This window comes from Pseudomonas sp. FSL R10-2964 (assembly GCF_009600035.1).
In the GTDB taxonomy this organism is placed as follows: Bacteria; Pseudomonadota; Gammaproteobacteria; order Pseudomonadales; family Pseudomonadaceae; genus Aquipseudomonas; species Aquipseudomonas bubulae.
Genome location: NZ_WIWH01000046.1, coordinates 20270 through 39243 on the forward strand (window position 1 = coordinate 20270; position 18974 = coordinate 39243).

15 protein-coding genes and 1 pseudogene are annotated in these 18974 nt (G+C 56.9%); all 16 read right to left on the minus strand.

What is annotated here, in order from left to right; all coding sequences use genetic code 11:
* Positions 1 to 91 precede the first annotated feature (91 nt).
* Positions 92 to 3613: a DNA polymerase III subunit alpha gene (gene dnaE, locus GHN92_RS20995; protein ID WP_095001318.1), complete on the minus strand. Its 3522-nt coding sequence runs from the start codon at positions 3611 to 3613 to the stop codon at positions 92 to 94.
* A gap of 78 nt (positions 3614 to 3691) precedes the next feature.
* Entirely contained in the window at positions 3692 to 4300 is a 609-nt protein-coding gene (gene rnhB, locus GHN92_RS21000; RefSeq protein ID WP_153381037.1) for a ribonuclease HII, read from the minus strand.
* 11 nt (positions 4301 to 4311) lie between these two features.
* On the minus strand, positions 4312 to 5442 hold the full coding sequence (gene lpxB, locus GHN92_RS21005) for a lipid-A-disaccharide synthase (RefSeq protein ID WP_133144274.1): 1131 nt from the start codon (positions 5440 to 5442) through the stop codon (positions 4312 to 4314).
* 2 nt (positions 5443 to 5444) lie between these two features.
* The gene (gene lpxA / locus GHN92_RS21010) at positions 5445 to 6221 is read right to left on the minus strand and encodes an acyl-ACP--UDP-N-acetylglucosamine O-acyltransferase (RefSeq protein WP_095001315.1); all 777 of its coding nucleotides are present in this window, start codon (positions 6219 to 6221) and stop codon (positions 5445 to 5447) included.
* A complete protein-coding gene (gene fabZ / locus GHN92_RS21015) occupies positions 6218 to 6658 on the minus strand; it encodes a 3-hydroxyacyl-ACP dehydratase FabZ (protein ID WP_016781990.1) in 441 nt (146 codons plus the stop codon). The genes lpxA and fabZ overlap by 4 nt, the downstream gene beginning before the upstream one ends.
* Positions 6659 to 6767: 109 nt before the next feature.
* A pseudogene (lpxD, locus tag GHN92_RS21020) lies at positions 6768 to 7822 on the minus strand (UDP-3-O-(3-hydroxymyristoyl)glucosamine N-acyltransferase).
* Positions 7823 to 7824: 2 nt separating this feature from the next.
* Entirely contained in the window at positions 7825 to 8328 is a 504-nt protein-coding gene (locus GHN92_RS21025; protein WP_003440444.1) for an OmpH family outer membrane protein, read from the minus strand.
* 44 nt (positions 8329 to 8372) lie between these two features.
* Complete coding sequence (bamA, locus tag GHN92_RS21030; protein WP_095001313.1) at positions 8373 to 10733, minus strand: outer membrane protein assembly factor BamA; 2361 nt, start codon at positions 10731 to 10733, stop codon at positions 8373 to 8375.
* A gap of 75 nt (positions 10734 to 10808) precedes the next feature.
* The gene (gene rseP, locus GHN92_RS21035; RefSeq protein WP_095018172.1) at positions 10809 to 12161 is read right to left on the minus strand and encodes a sigma E protease regulator RseP; all 1353 of its coding nucleotides are present in this window, start codon (positions 12159 to 12161) and stop codon (positions 10809 to 10811) included.
* Between the two features lie 43 nt (positions 12162 to 12204).
* Complete coding sequence (gene ispC / locus GHN92_RS21040; RefSeq protein ID WP_133144276.1) at positions 12205 to 13392, minus strand: 1-deoxy-D-xylulose-5-phosphate reductoisomerase; 1188 nt, start codon at positions 13390 to 13392, stop codon at positions 12205 to 12207.
* Positions 13389 to 14195, minus strand: a complete 807-nt coding sequence (locus GHN92_RS21045) for a phosphatidate cytidylyltransferase (RefSeq protein ID WP_095001310.1) — start codon at positions 14193 to 14195, stop codon at positions 13389 to 13391. The genes ispC and GHN92_RS21045 overlap by 4 nt, the downstream gene beginning before the upstream one ends.
* Positions 14195 to 14950, minus strand: coding sequence for a polyprenyl diphosphate synthase (gene uppS / locus GHN92_RS21050; protein WP_095001309.1), 756 nt, complete (start codon positions 14948 to 14950; stop codon positions 14195 to 14197). Before uppS ends, GHN92_RS21045 begins: the two co-directional genes overlap by 1 nt.
* Before the next feature lie 15 nt (positions 14951 to 14965).
* Positions 14966 to 15523 (minus strand): ribosome recycling factor, encoded by a 558-nt coding sequence (gene frr / locus GHN92_RS21055; RefSeq protein WP_016781983.1) that lies wholly within the window; start codon positions 15521 to 15523, stop codon positions 14966 to 14968.
* The gene (pyrH, locus tag GHN92_RS21060; protein WP_003440426.1) at positions 15520 to 16263 is read right to left on the minus strand and encodes a UMP kinase; all 744 of its coding nucleotides are present in this window, start codon (positions 16261 to 16263) and stop codon (positions 15520 to 15522) included. The genes frr and pyrH overlap by 4 nt, the downstream gene beginning before the upstream one ends.
* Before the next feature lie 208 nt (positions 16264 to 16471).
* Positions 16472 to 17341 carry a translation elongation factor Ts gene (tsf, locus tag GHN92_RS21065; protein ID WP_095001308.1) on the minus strand — a complete coding sequence of 290 codons (870 nt, stop codon included), beginning with the start codon at positions 17339 to 17341 and terminating at the stop codon, positions 16472 to 16474.
* Positions 17342 to 17547: 206 nt separating this feature from the next.
* Positions 17548 to 18291 carry a 30S ribosomal protein S2 gene (gene rpsB / locus GHN92_RS21070; RefSeq protein WP_016781981.1) on the minus strand — a complete coding sequence of 248 codons (744 nt, stop codon included), beginning with the start codon at positions 18289 to 18291 and terminating at the stop codon, positions 17548 to 17550.
* Between the last annotated feature and the right edge of the window lie 683 nt (positions 18292 to 18974).

Consider the following 18974-nt stretch of genomic DNA (forward strand, 5'->3'; position numbering starts at 1 on the left):
TCTGTATCGCGCCTACCTTAAGGGACAGGCGCTCTCAGGTCGAGATTAAAAATTCAGGTCGAGGTCAGGGCGCAGCTATGGCCCCTGACCGTCAACGGTATTGGAGGAAGACGTTGTCTCGCCCGAACTGGTCACGCAGGGCTTGAATCAAGCTGTCTGCCGGATCGATCCGCCAGGTCTCGCCAAACTGCAGCATGGCCTTGGCCTCTTCGCCCGTGTACTCCATGGTGACAGGGCAGGCTCCGCGATGTTTTTTCAGCAACTCGCCCAGATTACGCAACTGATCACCCTTGAGCGCGTCCCGGTTCACTTTCAGGCGCAAGCTCTCGGCCAGACTGGTGCGTGCATCTTCCATGCTCATCACCCGTTTGACCCGCAGGCGCAGGCCACCGGAGAAGTCGTCATTGCTGACTTCACCTTCGACCACCACCATCGCATCAGTCTGCAACAGCGACTGCGCCGAATGAAACGCCTCGGCAAACAACGACGCTTCAATGCGCGCCGAACGGTCATCGAGAGTGATAAAGCCCATCTTGTCGCCTTTTTTGTTCTTCATCACCCGCAACGCGATAATCATCCCGGCAACGGTCTGGGTATCACGGGCTGGCTTGAGATCAATAATGCGCTGGCGGGCAAAGCGGCGGATCTCGCCCTCGTACTCGTCAATCGGATGGCCGGTCAGGTACAGGCCCAGAGTGTCCTTCTCGCCTTTGAGTCGCTCCTTGAGCGTCAGTTCCCTGGCCTTGCGGTGGTGGGCATAGACGTCCGCATCAGCCTCGACAAACAACCCGCCAAACAGGTCGGCGTGCCCGCTGTCATGGGTGCGCGCAGTTTGTTCGGCTGCCTTGATCGCTTCTTCCAGCGCCGACAGCAACACCGCACGGTTCTGGTCGATGTTGGCTTGCCAGGCCTTGGGCTCGTCATGGAAAAACGGCCCCAGGCGGTCAAGGGCACCGCTGCGGATCAGGCCATCAAGAGTACGCTTGTTGATACGTTTGAGGTCAACCCGGGCGCAGAAATCGAACAAATCCTTGAACGGGCCGTCCTGACGCGCCTCGGTAATGGCCTCGACAGGCCCCTCGCCCACCCCCTTGATCGCCCCCAGGCCATAAATGATCCGGCCTTCATCGTTCACCGTGAACTTGAACTCCGAGGCATTCACATCCGGCGCATCGAGACGCAGCTTCATGCTGCGAATCTCTTCGATCAGGATCACCACCTTGTCGGTGTTGTGCATATCCGCCGACAGTACCGCGGCCATAAATGGCGCCGGGTAGTGGGTTTTCAGCCAGGCGGTCTGGTACGACACCAGGCCGTAGGCAGCGGAGTGGGATTTGTTGAAACCGTAACCGGCGAATTTTTCCACCAGGTCGAAAATGTTACCGGCCAGGTCAGCGTCAATATTGTTATTGGCGCAACCTTCAATAAAGCCACCGCGCTGCTTGGCCATTTCTTCAGGTTTTTTCTTACCCATGGCCCGACGCAGCATGTCTGCGCCGCCGAGGGTATACCCGGCCATGACCTGGGCAATCTGCATCACCTGTTCCTGATACAGGATGATGCCGTAAGTGGGTGCCAATACCGGCTTGAGGCCTTCGTACTGATAATCGGAGTGCGGGTACGCCAGTTCGGCACGGCCGTGCTTACGGTTGATAAAGTCATCAACCATGCCTGACTGCAGCGGCCCTGGACGGAACAGGGCCACCAGTGCGATCAAGTCTTCCAGGCAGTCGGGTTTGAGCTTTTTGATCAGCTCTTTCATACCGCGCGACTCGAGCTGGAACACCGCGGTGGTTTCGGCCTTTTGCAGCAACTGGTAGGTCGGCTTGTCGTCCAGCGGGATAAAGGCGATATCCAGCGGTGGCTCGTCGACCTTGGCGCGATCGCGGTTGATGGTTTTCAACGCCCAGTCGATCACTGTCAGGGTCCGCAGACCGAGGAAGTCGAACTTCACCAGGCCAGCAGACTCAACGTCATCCTTGTCGAACTGGGTAACCAGACCACCACCCTCTTCGTCGCAGTAAATCGGCGAGAAGTCAGTCAGTTTGGTCGGTGCGATCACCACACCACCGGCGTGCTTGCCGACGTTACGTACAACGCCTTCAAGCTTGCGGGCCATTTCCCAGATTTCGGCCGCTTCTTCATCGACCTTGATAAAGTCGCGCAGGATTTCCTCCTGCTCGAAGGCTTTTTCCAGGGTCATACCGACTTCAAACGGAATCATCTTCGACAGACGATCCGCCAGGCCGTAGGACTTGCCCTGCACCCGCGCCACGTCACGGATTACCGCCTTGGCGGCCATCGAACCGAAAGTGATGATCTGGCTTACCGCGTTGCGTCCGTATTTTTCGGCCACATACTCGATTACCCGGTCGCGACCATCCATGCAGAAGTCGACGTCGAAGTCGGGCATCGATACCCGTTCCGGGTTAAGGAATCGTTCGAACAGGAGGTCGTATTCCAGCGGATCAAGGTCGGTGATCTTCTGTACATAGGCCACCAGCGAGCCGGCACCCGACCCCCGGCCCGGCCCTACCGGTACGCCATTGCTCTTGGCCCACTGAATAAAGTCCATCACGATCAGGAAGTAACCCGGGAACCCCATCTGGATGATGATATCCAGTTCGAAATTCAGCCGGTCGACATACACCTGACGCTTGGTGTCGTAATCCTCGGTGGTGTCTTTGGGCAGCAGAACGCTCAGGCGCTCTTCCAGGCCGTCAAATGACACCTTGCGGAAATATTCATCGATGGTCATGCCATCAGGGATCGGGAAGTTGGGCAAAAAGTGAGTGCCCAGCTTTACTTCGATATTGCAGCGTTTGGCAATTTCAACCGTGTTTGCCAAAGCATCAGGCAAGTCACTGAACAGCTCGGCCATTTCCTCGGCGCTTTTCAGATACTGCTGATCGCTGTAATTCTTGGAGCGACGCGGGTCGTCCAGTGCCCGGCCCTCACCAATGCAGACGCGGGTTTCGTGAGCCTCAAAGTCCTGTTGCCTGATAAAGCGCACATCGTTGGTTGCCACCAGCGGCGCGCCGATCTTGTCTGCCAGGGCCACAGCCGCATGCAGATGCTCTTCGTCATTGGGACGCTTGGTACGCTGCACTTCGATATAGAAGCGGTCAGGGAACACCGTCATCCATTCTCGGGCCAGGGTCTCGGCTTCTTCAGTGTTGCCACTGATCAGCGCGACACCGATCTCGCCCTCTTTCGCAGCCGACAGCATGATCAGGCCATCGGCGGCCTCGGCTACCCACTCGCGCTCGATGATGACCTGGCCATTGCGCTGGCCATCGATGTAACCACGGGAGATCAGCTCGGTCAGGTTGCGATAGCCCAACGGGTTCATCGCCAACAGGCTGATACGGCTGAGGGGGTTTTCAGGGTCCTTGTTCGACAGCCACAGGTCTGCACCACTGATCGGCTTGATGCCGCCGCCCATGGCCGCCTTGTAGAACTTGACCAGGGAGCACATGTTGTTCTGATCGGTCACCGCGACAGCGGGCATATTCATGCCGGCCAGAGTTTTGATCAGCGGTTTGATCCGCACCAGGCCATCGACCAGGGAGTATTCAGTGTGCAGGCGCAGGTGAACGAATGAAGCCGGCATGGTGATCCTGTCTATAAGCTTTGAGAAACAACAAGGCCCGGATTGTACCGGGCCTTGGCAAAAACATCAGCCTTATGGCTAAAGGCCTTCAAGGGCCTCGTAAGCACGACGCACCGGACCAAACGAACGGCGATGTATCGGTGTAGGCCCCAGGCGCTCAAGGGCTGCAAGATGAACGGCCGTTGGGTAACCCTTGTGCCCGCCAATGCCATAGCCAGGGTACTGCAGCTCGAATGCAGCCATTTCGCGGTCACGGCTGACCTTGGCCAGAATCGATGCTGCGGCAATTGCCGGTACCTTGCTATCGCCCTTGACCACGGCCTCGGCTGGCATAGCCAGCTTGGGGCAACGATTACCGTCGATCATGGCCAGTTTCGGGGTAATGCTCAGCCCTTCAACAGCGCGCTGCATGGCCAGCATGGTGGCGTGCAGAATGTTCAGCTCGTCGATTTCTTCGACTTCGGCCCGGGCAATGCACCAGCTCAGTGCTTTTTCACGAATTTCGTCGAAGAGCTTTTCGCGACGGGCTTCAGTGAGCTTTTTCGAATCATTGAGCCCGGCGATAGGCCGACTGGGGTCGAGAATCACGGCGGCCGTTACCACAGCACCGCACAAGGGGCCACGACCCACTTCATCGACACCCGCCACGAGGTCTTCGACCAGATTGAAGTCCAAGCCGATTTGCATGGTTACTTTACTCATTTGGATTGTGCAATCAGGTCCAGTACCGCTTTGGCGGCCTGATTGGAAGCGTCGAGACGCAAGGTGCGATGAATTTCGTCAAAGCCGCGGGTCTGCTCTTCACCACCCTCAAGCAAAGGCAGCAAGGTGCGGGCCAGTGCCTCAGGCGTGGCTGCATCCTGCAACAGCTCGGGCACCAGCATGCGCTGGGCCAGCAAGTTGGGCAGCGACACATACGGGCTTTTGACCAGACGCTTGAGAATCCAGAACGTGAGACGCGCAAGACGATAAGCCACCACCATCGGCCGCTTGTACAGCAAGGCTTCAAGAGTGGCCGTGCCCGATGCGATCAAGACCGCATCACAGGCCGCGAGCGCGAGGTGCGACTGGCCGTCGAGCAAGGTCAGCGGCAGGTCGCGCCCCACCAGCAACTGTTCGATCTGCTCACGACGCGCTGCGTTCGCGCAAGGCAACACAAAGCGCACATCAGGGCGAGCTTGGCGGATTATTTGCGCGGCATCGAGAAACAACCCGCCAAGCTTGCCAACTTCACCACCACGACTACCCGGCATCAAGGCGACCAACGGCCCGTCAGGCAGGCCCAACTCGGCGCGCGCACCGGCCTTGTCGGCCTCAAGAGGAATGGTGTCTGCCAGCGAATGCCCGACAAAACGCACGGGCACACCGTGCTCTTCGTAAAAGCGCGCCTCGAATGGCAGCAACGTCAGCATCAAATCGCAACCTTCGCGGATTTTCAGCACGCGCTTCTGCCGCCACGCCCACACGGACGGGCTCACATAATGCACGGTCTTGATCCCGGCACGACGCAATTGAAGTTCGATATTGAGGGTGAAGTCGGGGGCGTCGATGCCGATAAACACGTCGGGCTTTTCGGCGATCAGGGTCTGAACCAACAGCTTGCGGCGCTTGAGCAATTCACGCAGGCGACCCAGCACTTCAACCAGACCCATCACCGACAGACGTTCCATCGGGAAGTAGGAGCTCATGCCCTCTGCTTCCATCAATGGACCACCCACGCCGATAAATTCGATATCAGAATGCTGGGCCTTGAGTGCCCGCATCAACCCCGAACCCAATATGTCGCCCGAGGCCTCACCCGCTACCAGCGCGATACGCAATCTGGCCATGACTAGCGCGTGATGCCGCGAGTGGAAGAGCGTATGGACTCTACAAACATGGCAACTTCCGGGAACTGCGCAGCAGGCTCGGCCAATTCTGCAAGCGCCTGATCAACAGTCAACCCCTGGCGGTAAACCACCTTGTAGGCACGACGCAAGGCATGGATGGCATCGTCACTGAAACCGCGACGACGCATGCCTTCGAAGTTCATGCTGCGTGCTTCGGCAGGGCTGCCAAACACGGTTACAAATGCAGGAACGTCCTTGCCAATGGCAGTGCCCATGCCCGAAAAGCTGTGCGCACCGATGTGGCAGAACTGATGGACCAGGGTAAAACCGGACAGGATGGCCCAGTCACCCATGTGCACATGGCCTGCCAACGCAGAGTTATTGACCAGGATGCAATGATTGCCAATAACGCTGTCATGGCCGATATGGGCATAGGCCATTACCAGGTTGTGATCACCCAGCGTGGTTTCAGAGCGGTCCTGAATGGTGCCGCGATGAATGGTGACACCTTCACGAATCACGTTGTGGTCACCGATCACCAGGCGAGTTTCCTCACCCTTGTACTTCAGATCAGGGGTGTCCTCGCCTACCGAAGAAAACTGGTAGATGCGATTGTGCTTACCGATCCTGGTTGGGCCCTTGAGAATCACATGCGGCCCAATCACAGTCCCCTCGCCGATTTCCACACCAGCGCCGATGATCGACCAAGGGCCGACCTCGACGTCGTCGGCCAAAATGGCCGTCGGATCGATGATTGCGCGAGGGTCAATCAAACTCATAGTTTGCGTTCCGCACAAATGATTTCAGCCGAGCATACCGGCTTGCCGTCAACCGTTGCCTGGCACTCGAACTTCCAGATGGAACGCTTGCAGCTCAAGAACTTGGCCTCAAGGATCAGTTGATCACCTGGCAGCACAGGCTGACGAAAGCGTAGCTTGTCGGAACCTACGAAGTAATAAAGTGTACCGTCAGCCGGCTTGAGGTCCATCATCTTGAAACCAAGGATGCCGGCTGCCTGAGCCATGGCCTCGATGATCAACACGCCCGGCATGATCGGGTGGGCCGGGAAGTGACCGTTGAAAAAAGGCTCATTGATGCTGACATTCTTGTAGGCACGAATGCGCTTGTTCTCGACATCCAGATCCACCACTCGGTCCACCAGCAGGAACGGGTAACGGTGGGGCAGATATTCGCGAATCTCGTTGATGTCCATCATTTCGTGGGGAAGCCTGTAATAAAGATTGGGCGCGCGCGACTAAGGCGCGCTCCTCTAGCAAATCAAGGAAGCAAACCAATGGCTCTGCACGCTTGATATGGAAATTGTATTAACCTTTTGAAGAAGCTTTACCGCCGGGGGTCACTTACCGACGTGCTTTTCCAGTTGTTTCAATCGCCGGGCGATATCGTCCAGCTGACGAATACGTGCCGCACTTTTGCGCCACTCGGCGGCCGGCTGCATCGCGGTACCGGAAGAGTAGGCGCCAGGCTCGGTAATCGAGTGGGTCACCATTGTCATGCCAGTCAAGAATACATTGTCACAAATTTCAATGTGCCCCACCAAACCGACACCACCTGCCAGCATGCAGTGCTTGCCGATCTTGGTGCTGCCCGAGATCCCGACACATGCGGCCATGGCCGTATGGTCACCGACCTGAACGTTGTGCGCGATCTGGATCTGGTTATCCAGCTTGACCCCATTACCGATTACGGTATCGGCCAGGGCGCCGCGGTCGATGGCCGTGTTGACACCGATTTCGACATCATCACCAATGGTCACACCACCGATTTGCGCGATTTTTTGCCACACGCCTTTTTCGTTGGCAAAACCAAAGCCTTCACCGCCCAGCACTGCGCCCGACTGAATAACCACGCGCTTGCCGATGCGAACATCGTGATAAAGCGTCACGCGTGGAGCCAGCCAGCCGCCTTCACCGATTTCGCAACGCGCCCCGATAAAGCAATGAGGGCCCACCGTGACACCGGCAGCGATGCGCGCACCGCTTTCGATGACGGCAAACGCACCAATGCTCGCCGCAGGGTCAACCACCGCGTCAGCAGCAATCACTGCCGATGGATGAACGCCGGCAGTGGCTTTGGGTTTGGGATCAAACAGATGGGAAATCCGCGCATAAGCCAGGTAAGGATCCGGCACAACCAGGGCATCACCGGGATACTCTTCGGCGTCAGCAGCCTTGAGCAATACAGCTCCGGCCTGGCAGTCGACAAGGAATTTTCGGTACTGGGGGTTGGCCAGAAAGCTCAACTGAGCTGGGCCAGCCTCTTGTAAAGTGGCTAGCCCAGTGATTTCTTTCTCCGCAGAGCCACGCAAGGTGGCCCCGAGGAACTCGGCCAATTGGCCGAGTTTTATAGTCGCAGTCATAATTACTTCAGCTGATTCATGCGCTCGATAACTTGGCGAGTGATGTCGTACTGAGGTTTAACATCAATCACAGCACCACGCTCGAACACCAGGTCAAAGGCGCCTTTTTTGATGACTTCTTCAACAGCGCTGTCCAGTTTCGGCTTCAGCTGTTTCAGCATTTCACGGTCAGCAACGGCTTTGGCTTCGTTCAGTTCCTTGGACTGGAACTGGAAGTCACGGGCCTTTTGCTTGAATTCAAGCTCCAGACGCTCACGCTCGCCCTGCTGCATTTTGTCGCCGCCTTTTACCAGACGGTCCTGAATACCCTTGGCGCTGCTTTCCAGGCTTTTGAGCTTGGTCAGTTGCGGGCCAAATTTCTTCTCGGCATCTACGGCGTAACGCTTGGCGGCGTCCGATTCAAGCAATGCCATCTGATAGTTCAGCACGGCAATTTTCATGTCGGCGAAAGCCGGGCCAGCCACTAGAACCGAAGCCAGGAGAACCAATTGAGTCAACTTACGCACGATGCACTCCTAAAAAATCCGTTGTCTGTATCTGAAGTCAGGCTTTAGAAAGTCTGGCCGAGGGAGAATTGGAACACTTGAGTGTCGGCATCATCCGGTTTCTTGATCGGCATGGCCAAGCTGAAACTCAGCGGGCCAAGCGCAGTCACCCAGGTCACACCAACACCCACAGAGCTGGCCAGGTTGCTGAAGCCGATATCGCAATCCTTGGTATCGCCCTTGCAGTTGGTGTCGAACACGTTACCCACATCCCAGAACACGGAGGTGCGCAGGGAACGCTGGTCTTTGACGAACGGCATAGGGAACAACACTTCCACACCACCCTGGATCAGCACGTTACCACCGAATGGCAGCGGATCCTGGTCCGGGTCGGCAATGGTGCCTACGTTACCGGTTACACCAGCACCACGGCTTGGGGTGCTGCGTGGGCCCAGAGCGCTGTCCTTGAAGCCACGTACCGAGTTGAAGCCACCCGCGTAGTAGTTTTCATAGAACGGCAGGCCTTCGGTGGAACCATAGCCATCACCATAGCCCAACTCGGTGTGCAGGCGCATGGTGTAGGTGTCGGTCAACGGCTGGAACAGCTGGGCACGGTAGTCCAGCTTGTAGAACTGCAGGTCGCTGCCTGGAATGGTGGTTTCAAACACCAGGCTCTGCGAGCTGCCGCGAGTCGGCAATACGCCTTTGTTCAGGGTCGATTCAGACCAGCCGACCGATGCCTTGAAGTTGAGGTACTTGTCGCCTTCACGGTTTACGAAGTCGAAAATCTCGTCAACGGTGTACTGGCCGGTGCTGATTTCATCCTGCTGCACAGTCAGGCCATAGGTCAGGCGCGATGTGTCGCTGATCGGGTAGCCCATGGTGATACCAGCACCCAGGCTGTCCACCGAGTAGTTTGCTACGTCAACGTCGAGGTCTTTGTAGTCGGTAGTGCGGTAGAAAGCGTTGTAACCCAGGCTCACACCATCAGCTGTCCAGTACGGATCGACATAGCTGAAGTTGTAGCGGCTCTGGTATTCGCTGCGGGTCAGGCCAATGCTGACCTTGTTGCCCGTACCCAGGAAGTTGTTCTGGGTAATCGAACCGCCCAGGATCAAACCTGCGCTCTGGGCAAAACCGACGCTGGCGGTAATGGAACCCGACGCCTGCTCTTCTACTGCATAGTTCACGTCAACCTGATCGTCAGTGCCTGGCACTGCCGGAGTCTCGACGTTGACTTCCTTGAAGAAGCCCAGACGCTCAAGGCGGACCTTGGACTGGTCAATCAGGTAAGTCGATGCCCAGCCACCTTCCATCTGGCGCATTTCGCGACGCAGCACTTCGTCAGCCGACTTGGTGTTGCCGCGGTAGTTGATGCGGTTGACGTAAGCACGCTTGCCCGGATCGACCACAAAGGTGATGGCCACGGTGTGATCTTCAGGGTTTGGCTGAGGTACGCCGTTGACGTTGGCGAAGGTATAGCCCTCGTTACCCAGACGACGGGTGATCAGCTCCGAGGTGGTGGTCATCAGCTTGCGCGAGAACACCTGGCCCGGCTGAACCAGCAGCAGCGACTTGATCTGATCTTCCGGAACCTTGAGGTCACCGCTCAGTTTCACTTCGCCAACATTGTATTTTTCGCCTTCATTCACGTTAACGGTGATGTAGACGCTTTTCTTGTCAGGCGTGATCGATACCTGGGTCGAAGCAATATCCATATTGATATAGCCGCGATCGAGGTAGTAGGAGCGCAGACGCTCAAGGTCACCCGACAGTTTTTCACGTGCGTACTTGTCGTCGTTCTTGAAGAACGACAGCCAGTTCGTGGTCTTGAGTTCAAACAGGTCAACCAGGTCGGACTCAGGGAAAACCGTGTTGCCCACCACGTTGATGTGCTGGATCGCGGCAACCGTGCCCTCGTTGATATTGACCTTCAAGGCAACCCGGTTACGCGGCTCGGGCACCACTTCGGTGTCTACCGTCGCCGAGTAGCGGCCCTGGGCAACATACTGGCGTTGCAGTTCGTTGCGCACGCCTTCAAGGGTGGCGCGCTGGAAGATTTCACCTTCGGCCAGGCCCGACTGTTTAAGACCTTTCATAAGGTCATCAGTGGAGATCGCCTTGTTGCCGTCAATGGTGATGCTGGAGACGGAAGGACGTTCGACAACCGTGATAACAAGCACATTGCCATCACGACCCAGTTGGATGTCCTGAAAGAACCCGGTTTTGAACAACGCACGAGTGGATTCCACCAGACGGCGGTCATCCGCTACTTCACCCACGTTCAGAGGCAACGCGCCAAACACGCTACCGGCGGAAACCCGCTGGAGGCCGTTGACACGGATATCAGAGATAGTGAAGGACTCGGCGTGAACTTCGGCGATCATCAGTACGGCGAGAACCGCAGTTAGCAGCAGACGTTTCATGAAGTCCTTTCTTATTCCAACTGGCAATAAACAAACTGCCGCAAAATGCGGCAGATTCGCAATTCAGCGAAGCGTTTACAGACGGCCCAGATCGTTGATCAAGGCAAGTAACATCACCCCGACCACCAAGCTGATACCGATCTGCATTCCCCAACCCTGCACCCGATCCGACAAGGGGCGACCACGCACCCACTCGATCAGATAAAACAACAAATGTCCCCCATCCAGTACAGGTATGGGCAACAAATTCAGAACCCCGAGGCTGATACTCAGATAAGCCAGGAAATTCAGGAAATCAGCAACACCCGACTGGGCAGAAGCGCCCGCCACTTTAGCAATGGTTATCGGTCCACTCAAGTTTTTTACCGAGAGCTCGCCGAACAACATTTTCTTGAGTGAGTCGAGCGTCAATATGCTCATGGTCCAGGTGCGTTTGGCCCCCTCCCCGATTGCCGCGAGCGGGCCATAGCTGACTTCACGGATCATCGATGGTGGCCAGTCGACACCTTTGACGCCGGCCCCCAGATAACCGGTTGCTGCCTTGCCTTCGCCACGCGCAGCCAGCGTGACCGGAATCTCTACCGGCACACCGTCGCGCTCGACATGCAAAACAATACGGGCTTGCGGATGTACCCGCACCCAGTCCACGACCTGCTGCCAGTCCTTGACCGGCTGATCGTCGATAGCCAGCAGCTTGTCACCGGTTTTAAGCCCGGCAGCCTGGGCAGGGCCTTTAGGGTCGAGTTCTGCCAGAACGGCTGGCAACTCGGGACGCCATGGGCGAATCCCCAACGACTTGATCGGATCCGGCTCATCAGCGCCCTTGAGCCAGTCTTTCAATACCAACTGACGGGACGTTTCAGCCGTTGTACCCGGCTCACGCACCACCACCTGCAACGAACCGCTTTCGCCCAGACGGCGAACCAGCTGCAGGTTGACGTTTGACCAGCCCGTGGTTGGCTCGCCATCGATGGAGACGATTTCCTGACCGGCAGTCAGCCCGGCCTGAGCCGCCAGGCTGCCGCTTTCCACTGCACCGATGACCGGCCGCACCTGCTGGCTGCCCATCATTGCCAGCACCCAGAAGAACGCCATGGCCAACATGAAGTTGGCAATTGGCCCGGCCGCAACGATGGCAATGCGCTGGCCTACGGTCTTGCGGTTGAACGATTGATCGCGCTGCTCGGCGGGCACTTCGCCTTCGCGCTCATCGAGCATCTTGACGTAGCCACCCAACGGAATGGCAGCAACTACAAACTCGGTGCCCTGGCGGTCATGCCAGCGAAGCAGAGGCGTACCGAAGCCCACGGAGAAGCGCAGAACCTTGACGCCACAACGGCGCGCCACCCAAAAGTGACCGAATTCATGAAAAGTGACCAGCACACCCAATGCCACCAGGGTGCCAACAATCATATAGAGCGCACTCATCTACTTTCTCCGCGATTCTGTCCGGTTCCGGCTCACATCACTTTCAGCCGTTACGACTCAACCACTGTTCAGCCAGCATCCGGGCTTTGCTATCTGCGGCAAATACCGCTTCCAATTCGTCGACGGCCACAACGGGCTCGCTGTTCAATACGTCTTCGATAATACGCGCGATCTGCGGATAACGAATTCGCCCGTCCAAAAAGGCGGCCACGGCAACTTCGTTTGCCGCATTGAGCATCGCTGGCGCGCTATTACCCGCCATGGCAGCCTCGCGAGCCAGACGCAAACAAGGGAAGCGTTGCTCGTCAGGGCGCTGGAAGTCCAGCCGCGCCACTGCAAACAGGTCCAACGACGCAACACCCGAGTCAATCCGCTCAGGCCAGGCCAGGGCATTGGCAATCGGCGTACGCATATCGGGGTTGCCCAACTGGGCCAGCACCGAGCCATCCACATAATCGACCAGCGAGTGAATCACGCTTTGCGGATGGATCACCACCTCGACCTGTTCCGGGCGCGCATCAAACAGCCAGCAGGCCTCGATCAGCTCCAGGCCTTTGTTCATCATGCTGGCCGAATCTACCGAAATCTTGCGCCCCATCGACCAATTGGGATGAGCACAGGCTTGATCCGGCGTGACATGCTCAAGCTCTGCCAGCGGCGTCTCACGGAATGGACCACCAGAGGCTGTCAGCAAAATCCGACGAACACCGACATTACCCAGGCCACGGGAAAAGTCCCGGGGCAAGCACTGGAAAATCGCGTTGTGTTCGCTGTCGATGGGCAGCAATACCGAACCGCTGCGACGCACGGCCTGCATAAACAGGTCGCCGGTCATCACCAACGCTTCTTTGTTGGCCAGCAGGATCTTCTTGCCGGCATTGACCGCCGCCAGTGTCGGGCGCAGGCCTGCGGCACCGACAATTGCCGCCATCACCGAATCCACTTCAGGAGCCGACGAAACCTGACACAAGCCCTCCTCACCTACCAACACCTCGGTATTGAGCCCGGCTGCGCGCAAATCCGCCTGTAACTGGCTGGCAGCACGCTCATCCGGCACCACGGCAACCTGCGGCCGGTGCTTGATGCACAAGGCCAGCAGTTCGGCGAGACGGCTGTAGCCTGTCAGGGCAAAGGCCTGATAGCGGTCAGGGTGACGCGCAATAACATCCAGGGTGCTCAGGCCAATGGAACCCGTAGCCCCCAGAACAGTAATCTGTTGTGGACGGTTCATGAAGCCGCCATCCACAGCAATACAGCAAATACCGGGATCGCCGCCGTCAGGCTGTCGATACGATCCAGTACACCACCATGGCCCGGCAGCAGGTTACTGCTGTCTTTGACCCCGGCCTGGCGTTTGAACATGCTTTCCGTGAGGTCGCCCACCACCGAAATCAGGACGATCACAGCAGCGCCCAGCAGTGCAACAAACATCTGCGAAGCGCTCCAGTCACGCACTATACCCACGACCGCGGTGATCAGCAGGCTGAGCAACAGACCGCCAAATACACCTTCCCAGCTTTTGCCCGGGCTGACCTTGGGGGCAAGCTTGCGCTTGCCGAATTTGCGCCCGGAAAAATAGGCACCAATATCTGCGCCCCATACCAGAACCATCACCGCCATGATCAGCCAGTTGCCCAGCGGCATCGCCTTGATCAGGACCAGCCCTTGCCAGGCCGGCAGCAGGATCAACAGACCGATCACCAGCCTGGCCGCAATACTCGACCAGTGCGCAGCCGATTGCGGAAAGGTCAGCACCAGAAAGGTCGCTGTCGCCCACCACAACACCGCCGCGCCCAGCACCCAGGGCGCCAGATCGGGGAATATATGCAGCCCCAACAGCAGCGCGGCCACTACTACAGCAAACAGCACCCGTGCACCTTGCGCCTCAAAGCCGGCAAGACGCGCCCACTCCCAGGCACCCAGGGTCACGACCAGGCCAATAAACAGCGCAAAGCCGCTGCCCTCGAGCAGGAAAAAGCCACACAAGGCAATTGGCAGCAAGATAAGTGCAGTGATGATTCTTTGTTTAAGCATTAAATCCGGGCTCCAGCCTCAACCTGCTCGCTCGTTTTACCGAAGCGGCGCTGGCGAGAAGCGAAATCAGCCAATGCGTGCTGCATGGCCTCGTGTTTGAAGTCCGGCCAGAACAGGTCGGAGAAGTACAACTCGGAATAGGCCAGCTGCCACAGCAAGAAATTGCTGATGCGGTGCTCGCCACCGGTGCGGATACACAGATCGGGCAATGGCAGATCACCCGTTACCAAACAGGTTTGCAGCAAACCCGGAGTGATATCCTCCGGCTGCAAGTGCCCTGTCTGGACTTGACGCGCCAACTGCTGCGCGGCCTGCGCGATATCCCACTGGCCACCGTAATTGGCGGCAATCTGCAAGACAAAGCGGCCTTCGCCCACTGTCATTGCTTCCGCTTCACGCATCGCCTTTTGCAAATCGGGATGAAAGCGCGAGCGGTCGCCAATGATCCGCAGGCTGATCTCGTTTTCGTTGAGACGCTTGGCCTCACGACGCAGCGCCCTGAAAAACAGGTCCATCAAGGCACTGACTTCAGCGGCGGGCCGCTGCCAGTTTTCACTGGAAAACGCGAACAGGGTCAGTACCTCGACCCCGGCTCCGGCACACACTTCAATGACCGCGCGAACTGCATCCACACCCGCTTTATGCCCGGCAACACCTGGCAGAAAGCGTTTTTTTGCCCAGCGATTATTACCGTCCATGATGATCGCGACATGTCGCGGAACAGATGACGGGTCAGCCTGCTTCGTCTTTTCCATAAAACGCCCTGACCCTTATACGGCCATCAGGTCCGCTTCTTTCTGCTTGGTGGCAACTTCGATATCCGCCACGGCCTTGTCGGTCAGCTTCTGGATATCATCAGCAGCACGACGCTCTTCGTCTTCGCTGATTTCCTTTTCCTTGACCAGGTCTTTCAATTGGCTCAAGGCGTCGCGACGGATATTGCGCACGGCAATACGGGCATCTTCAGCTGCATCACGGGCCTGCTTGGCGAAAACCTTGCGGGTTTCTTCAGTCAGGGCCGGCATGGAGATCAGCAGCAGCTCACCCAGGTTGGTCGGGTTCAGGTTCAGACCGGCGCTCTGGATGGCCTTGTCGACTGCGCCCAGCATGTTGCGCTCGAACGCTACAACTTGAAGGGTGCGAGAGTCTTTAACGGTGATGTTGGCGACCTGGCTGATCGGAGTATCCGAGCCATAGTAAGGCACCATCACGCTGCCCAGAATGCTCGGGTGAGCCTTGCCGGTACGGATCTGGCCAAATGCATGGGCCAGGGATTCCAGCGACTTCTGCATACGCGTTTGAGCGTCTTTCTTGATTTCGTTGATCATTGTTGACCTTCCTCGATCAGAGTACCTTCAGCGCCGCCATGGACAATATTAAGCAGGGCGCCGGGCTTGTTCATATTAAATACACGCAATGGCATTTTGTGGTCGCGGCACAGACAGATGGCCGTCAGGTCCATAACACCCAGTTTGCGATCCAGTACTTCATCGTAAGTCAGATGATCGAACTTCTCGGCATGCGGGTCTTTGAATGGATCTGCGGTGTACACGCCGTCAACCTTGGTTGCCTTGAGCACGACATCAGCGTCGATTTCAATGGCACGCAAGCATGCTGCCGAATCCGTCGTGAAGAAAGGATTACCGGTGCCTGCAGCGAAAATCACCACATCCTTGGCATTCAGGTGGCGCATGGCCTTGCGACGATCGTAATGATCGGTCACACCAACCATGGAAATGGCCGACATAACGATGGCGGAGATATTCGCACGTTCCAGCGCATCGCGCATGGCCAGGGCGTTCATCACGGTAGCCAGCATGCCCATATGGTCGCCAGTCACACGATCCATACCGGCGGCGCTCAATGCAGCACCACGGAACAGGTTGCCACCACCAATCACCAGTCCTACCTGAACGCCGATGCCGACCAGTTGGCCCACTTCCAGCGCCATGCGGTCGAGCACCTTGGGATCGATCCCGAACTCTTCAGAGCCCATCAGGGCTTCGCCGCTTAGCTTGAGTAGAATGCGTTTATAGCGAGCTTGATAACCACTGCCCTGCTGAGCCATTGCGAATCTCTCCTGCCGCGTTTTATAGATAATCTGTGCGAGGTCATTTTTCAACCCGCGCTTGTTCTAGCTGTGGCACTGCACAGCAGCACCATCGGAACACGATTTTGCAAACCGGTTCCGCCGAGAAGGAAAAATCCCCTCCCATTTGAAAAGAGGCTGCGCGCGTGAGCGGGCAGCCTCTTCGGGTCGACAGTTTAGAACCGTCTTATTGCTTGCTTGCAGCCACTTGAGCAGCAACTTCAGCAGCGAAGTCGTCAACTGGCTTCTCGATGCCATCACCTACTTTGAAGTAAGTGAAGGAAACGATTTCAGCGCCGGCTTTCTTGGCCAGATCGCCGACCTTGATTTCCGGGTTCTTGACGAACGCTTGCTCAACCAGGCTGGCTTCAGCCAGGAACTTGCTGATACGACCGGCAACCATTTTTTCAACGATTTCGGCTGGCTTGCCTTTGATCTTGTCTTCGTTGAGGCTCATGAACACGGTTTTTTCGCGTTCGATGGCATCAGCGGAAACTTGCGAAGGCAGCAGGAACTCAGGGTTGCTTGCAGCTACGTGCATGGCGATGTCACGAGCCAGCTCAGCGTTGCCGCCTTTCAGAGCTACAACAACACCGATCTTGTTGCCGTGCAGGTAAGCATCAACAACGTCACCTTCGATGCGGGCCAGACGACGGATGTTGACGTTCTCGCCTACTTTACCAACCAGAACCAGACGATCAGCTTCTTGAGCAGCGATCAGCGGAGCTGCGTCGGTCAGTTTGTCAGCGAACGCTTTTTCAACGCTGTCAGCAACGAATTTTTTGAAGTCGTCTTGCAGAGCCAGGAAGTCGGTTTGCGAGTTGACTTCAAGAATTACAGCCGACTTGTTGTCGTCTGCAACTTTAACTGCGATAGCGCCTTCAGCAGCAACGTTACCTGCTTTTTTGGCTGCCTTGATGGCGCCCGAAGCACGCATGTCATCAATGGCTTTTTCGATGTCGCCGCCAGCCTTGGTCAAGGCTTTCTTGCAGTCCATCATGCCTTCGCCAGTACGCTCACGCAGTTCTTTAACCAACGCTGCAGTAATCTCTGCCATTTCAAAATTCCTCTTGGATAGGTTTTCAACCATTCCACCCGACCGAACGGGCGTTCAATTCGTTTGAAGCGCACCCCGAATCAACCGTGCAGGTCGCCATCTGATACAGATACAACAAACAGGGTTACAACAAATGGATTTCGAGGTGGCAAAAAGGGGGCCAAGCCCCCTTTTTGCGTACTGAGTAAACGCTAGGCGTTAATTACTCAGCCTTCAACTACCGCTGCAGCTGGAGCTTCTTCGACGAAAACGTCGGTGCCGCCAGCAACGTGGTTACGGCCTTTGATCACAGCATCAGCCATCGCACCCATGTACAGCTGGATAGCGCGGATTGCGTCATCGTTACCCGGGATGATGTAGTCAACACCTTCTGGGCTGCTGTTGGTATCGACAACGCCGATTACCGGGATACCCAACTTGTTAGCTTCGGTGATCGCGATACGCTCGTGGTCAACGTCGATAACGAACAGAGCGTCTGGCAGACCGCCCATGTCCTTGATACCACCCAGGCTACGATCCAGCTTCTGCAGATCGCGAGTGCGCATCAGCGCCTCTTTCTTGGTCAGCTTGGCGAAAGTACCGTCTTCTGCCTGGATTTCAAGGTCACGCAGACGCTTGATCGAAGCACGAATGGTTTTGAAGTTGGTGAGCATGCCGCCCAACCAGCGGTGATCCACGTACGGCGAACCGCAACGTGCTGCTTCTTCAGCAACGATCTTGCCAGCGGAACGCTTGGTGCCGACGAACAGAATCTTGTTTTTGCCCTGGGCCAGGCGCTCAACGAAAGTCAGAGCTTCGTTGAACATTGGCAGGGTTTTTTCAAGGTTGATGATGTGGATCTTGTTACGCGCGCCAAAGATGTATTTACCCATCTTCGGGTTCCAGTAACGGGTTTGGTGACCGAAGTGCACACCGGCCTTCAGCATATCGCGCATGTTGACTTGGGACATGATAGTTCCTTAATAAGTCGGGTTAGGCCTCCACGTATCCCAACGACCAACCAGCAGCTTCAAAGCTGAAGGCACCCAGGTCATCGTGTCGACACGTGTGTGGGTTTGTGCTCTGCGGGCTATACCCGCAAAGCGGCGCATTTTATACCACAAGATGCATTAAAAACGAAGTGTGAATTCAGACTTTATTGCTAAAGCGTTGCCCTGCAAGGGCTTACGCCTGGCTTGCTCTTGCTTCTTGTCCAACAATACCACTTCCACCAGCAAAATATTCCAAACACCGAGCAAGCCCATAACAGCGTCGGAGCCAGACGGCCGCACAACACAACAAGTCTGACACCTGGGCCAGGGCCGCTTCTGAATTGACCGAACAGGCCGGCCGGTCGGCCGCCTCGGGGCGCAGTGCTTTTGATCTGCCTGCCCTCCCGGGAGGCCGAGAGGAGGTTCTGCGGAGTGGGTCGACCGGCATGGATGCCGGGAGAGCCGCGATGGGCCATGGATGGCCCGTGGCGGCGGGCCCACGGAGCAGAGCCGGAGCGAGGGAACCTGAGCGCAGCGAAGGCCGTACGATGGGGCGAGGACCTTTTGGTTCCTTTTGGGTCCTTCTGTACGGACCGGACACATGGTGGACACACGTGCGGGGACATGGTGGACACATTATGCCCCGTAGTCAGGTTTGCTCA

Bases quoted from the DNA above. Each gene is read 5' to 3' on its own strand.
- dnaE (WP_095001318.1), bottom strand. From the start codon at position 3,613: ATGCCGGCTTCATTCGTTCACCTGCGCCTGCACACTGAATACTCCCTG.
- rnhB (WP_153381037.1), bottom strand. From the start codon at position 4,300: ATGCAAATCGGCTTGGACTTCAATCTGGTCGAAGACCTCGTGGCGGGT.
- lpxB (WP_133144274.1), bottom strand. From the start codon at position 5,442: ATGGCCAGATTGCGTATCGCGCTGGTAGCGGGTGAGGCCTCGGGCGAC.
- lpxA (WP_095001315.1), bottom strand. From the start codon at position 6,221: ATGAGTTTGATTGACCCTCGCGCAATCATCGATCCGACGGCCATTTTG.
- fabZ (WP_016781990.1), bottom strand. From the start codon at position 6,658: ATGATGGACATCAACGAGATTCGCGAATATCTGCCCCACCGTTACCCG.
- bamA (WP_095001313.1), bottom strand. From the start codon at position 10,733: ATGAAACGTCTGCTGCTAACTGCGGTTCTCGCCGTACTGATGATCGCC.
- rseP (WP_095018172.1), bottom strand. From the start codon at position 12,161: ATGAGTGCGCTCTATATGATTGTTGGCACCCTGGTGGCATTGGGTGTG.
- ispC (WP_133144276.1), bottom strand. From the start codon at position 13,392: ATGAACCGTCCACAACAGATTACTGTTCTGGGGGCTACGGGTTCCATT.
- GHN92_RS21045 (WP_095001310.1), bottom strand. From the start codon at position 14,195: ATGCTTAAACAAAGAATCATCACTGCACTTATCTTGCTGCCAATTGCC.
- uppS (WP_095001309.1), bottom strand. From the start codon at position 14,950: ATGGAAAAGACGAAGCAGGCTGACCCGTCATCTGTTCCGCGACATGTC.
- frr (WP_016781983.1), bottom strand. From the start codon at position 15,523: ATGATCAACGAAATCAAGAAAGACGCTCAAACGCGTATGCAGAAGTCG.
- pyrH (WP_003440426.1), bottom strand. From the start codon at position 16,263: ATGGCTCAGCAGGGCAGTGGTTATCAAGCTCGCTATAAACGCATTCTA.
- tsf (WP_095001308.1), bottom strand. From the start codon at position 17,341: ATGGCAGAGATTACTGCAGCGTTGGTTAAAGAACTGCGTGAGCGTACT.
- rpsB (WP_016781981.1), bottom strand. From the start codon at position 18,291: ATGTCCCAAGTCAACATGCGCGATATGCTGAAGGCCGGTGTGCACTTC.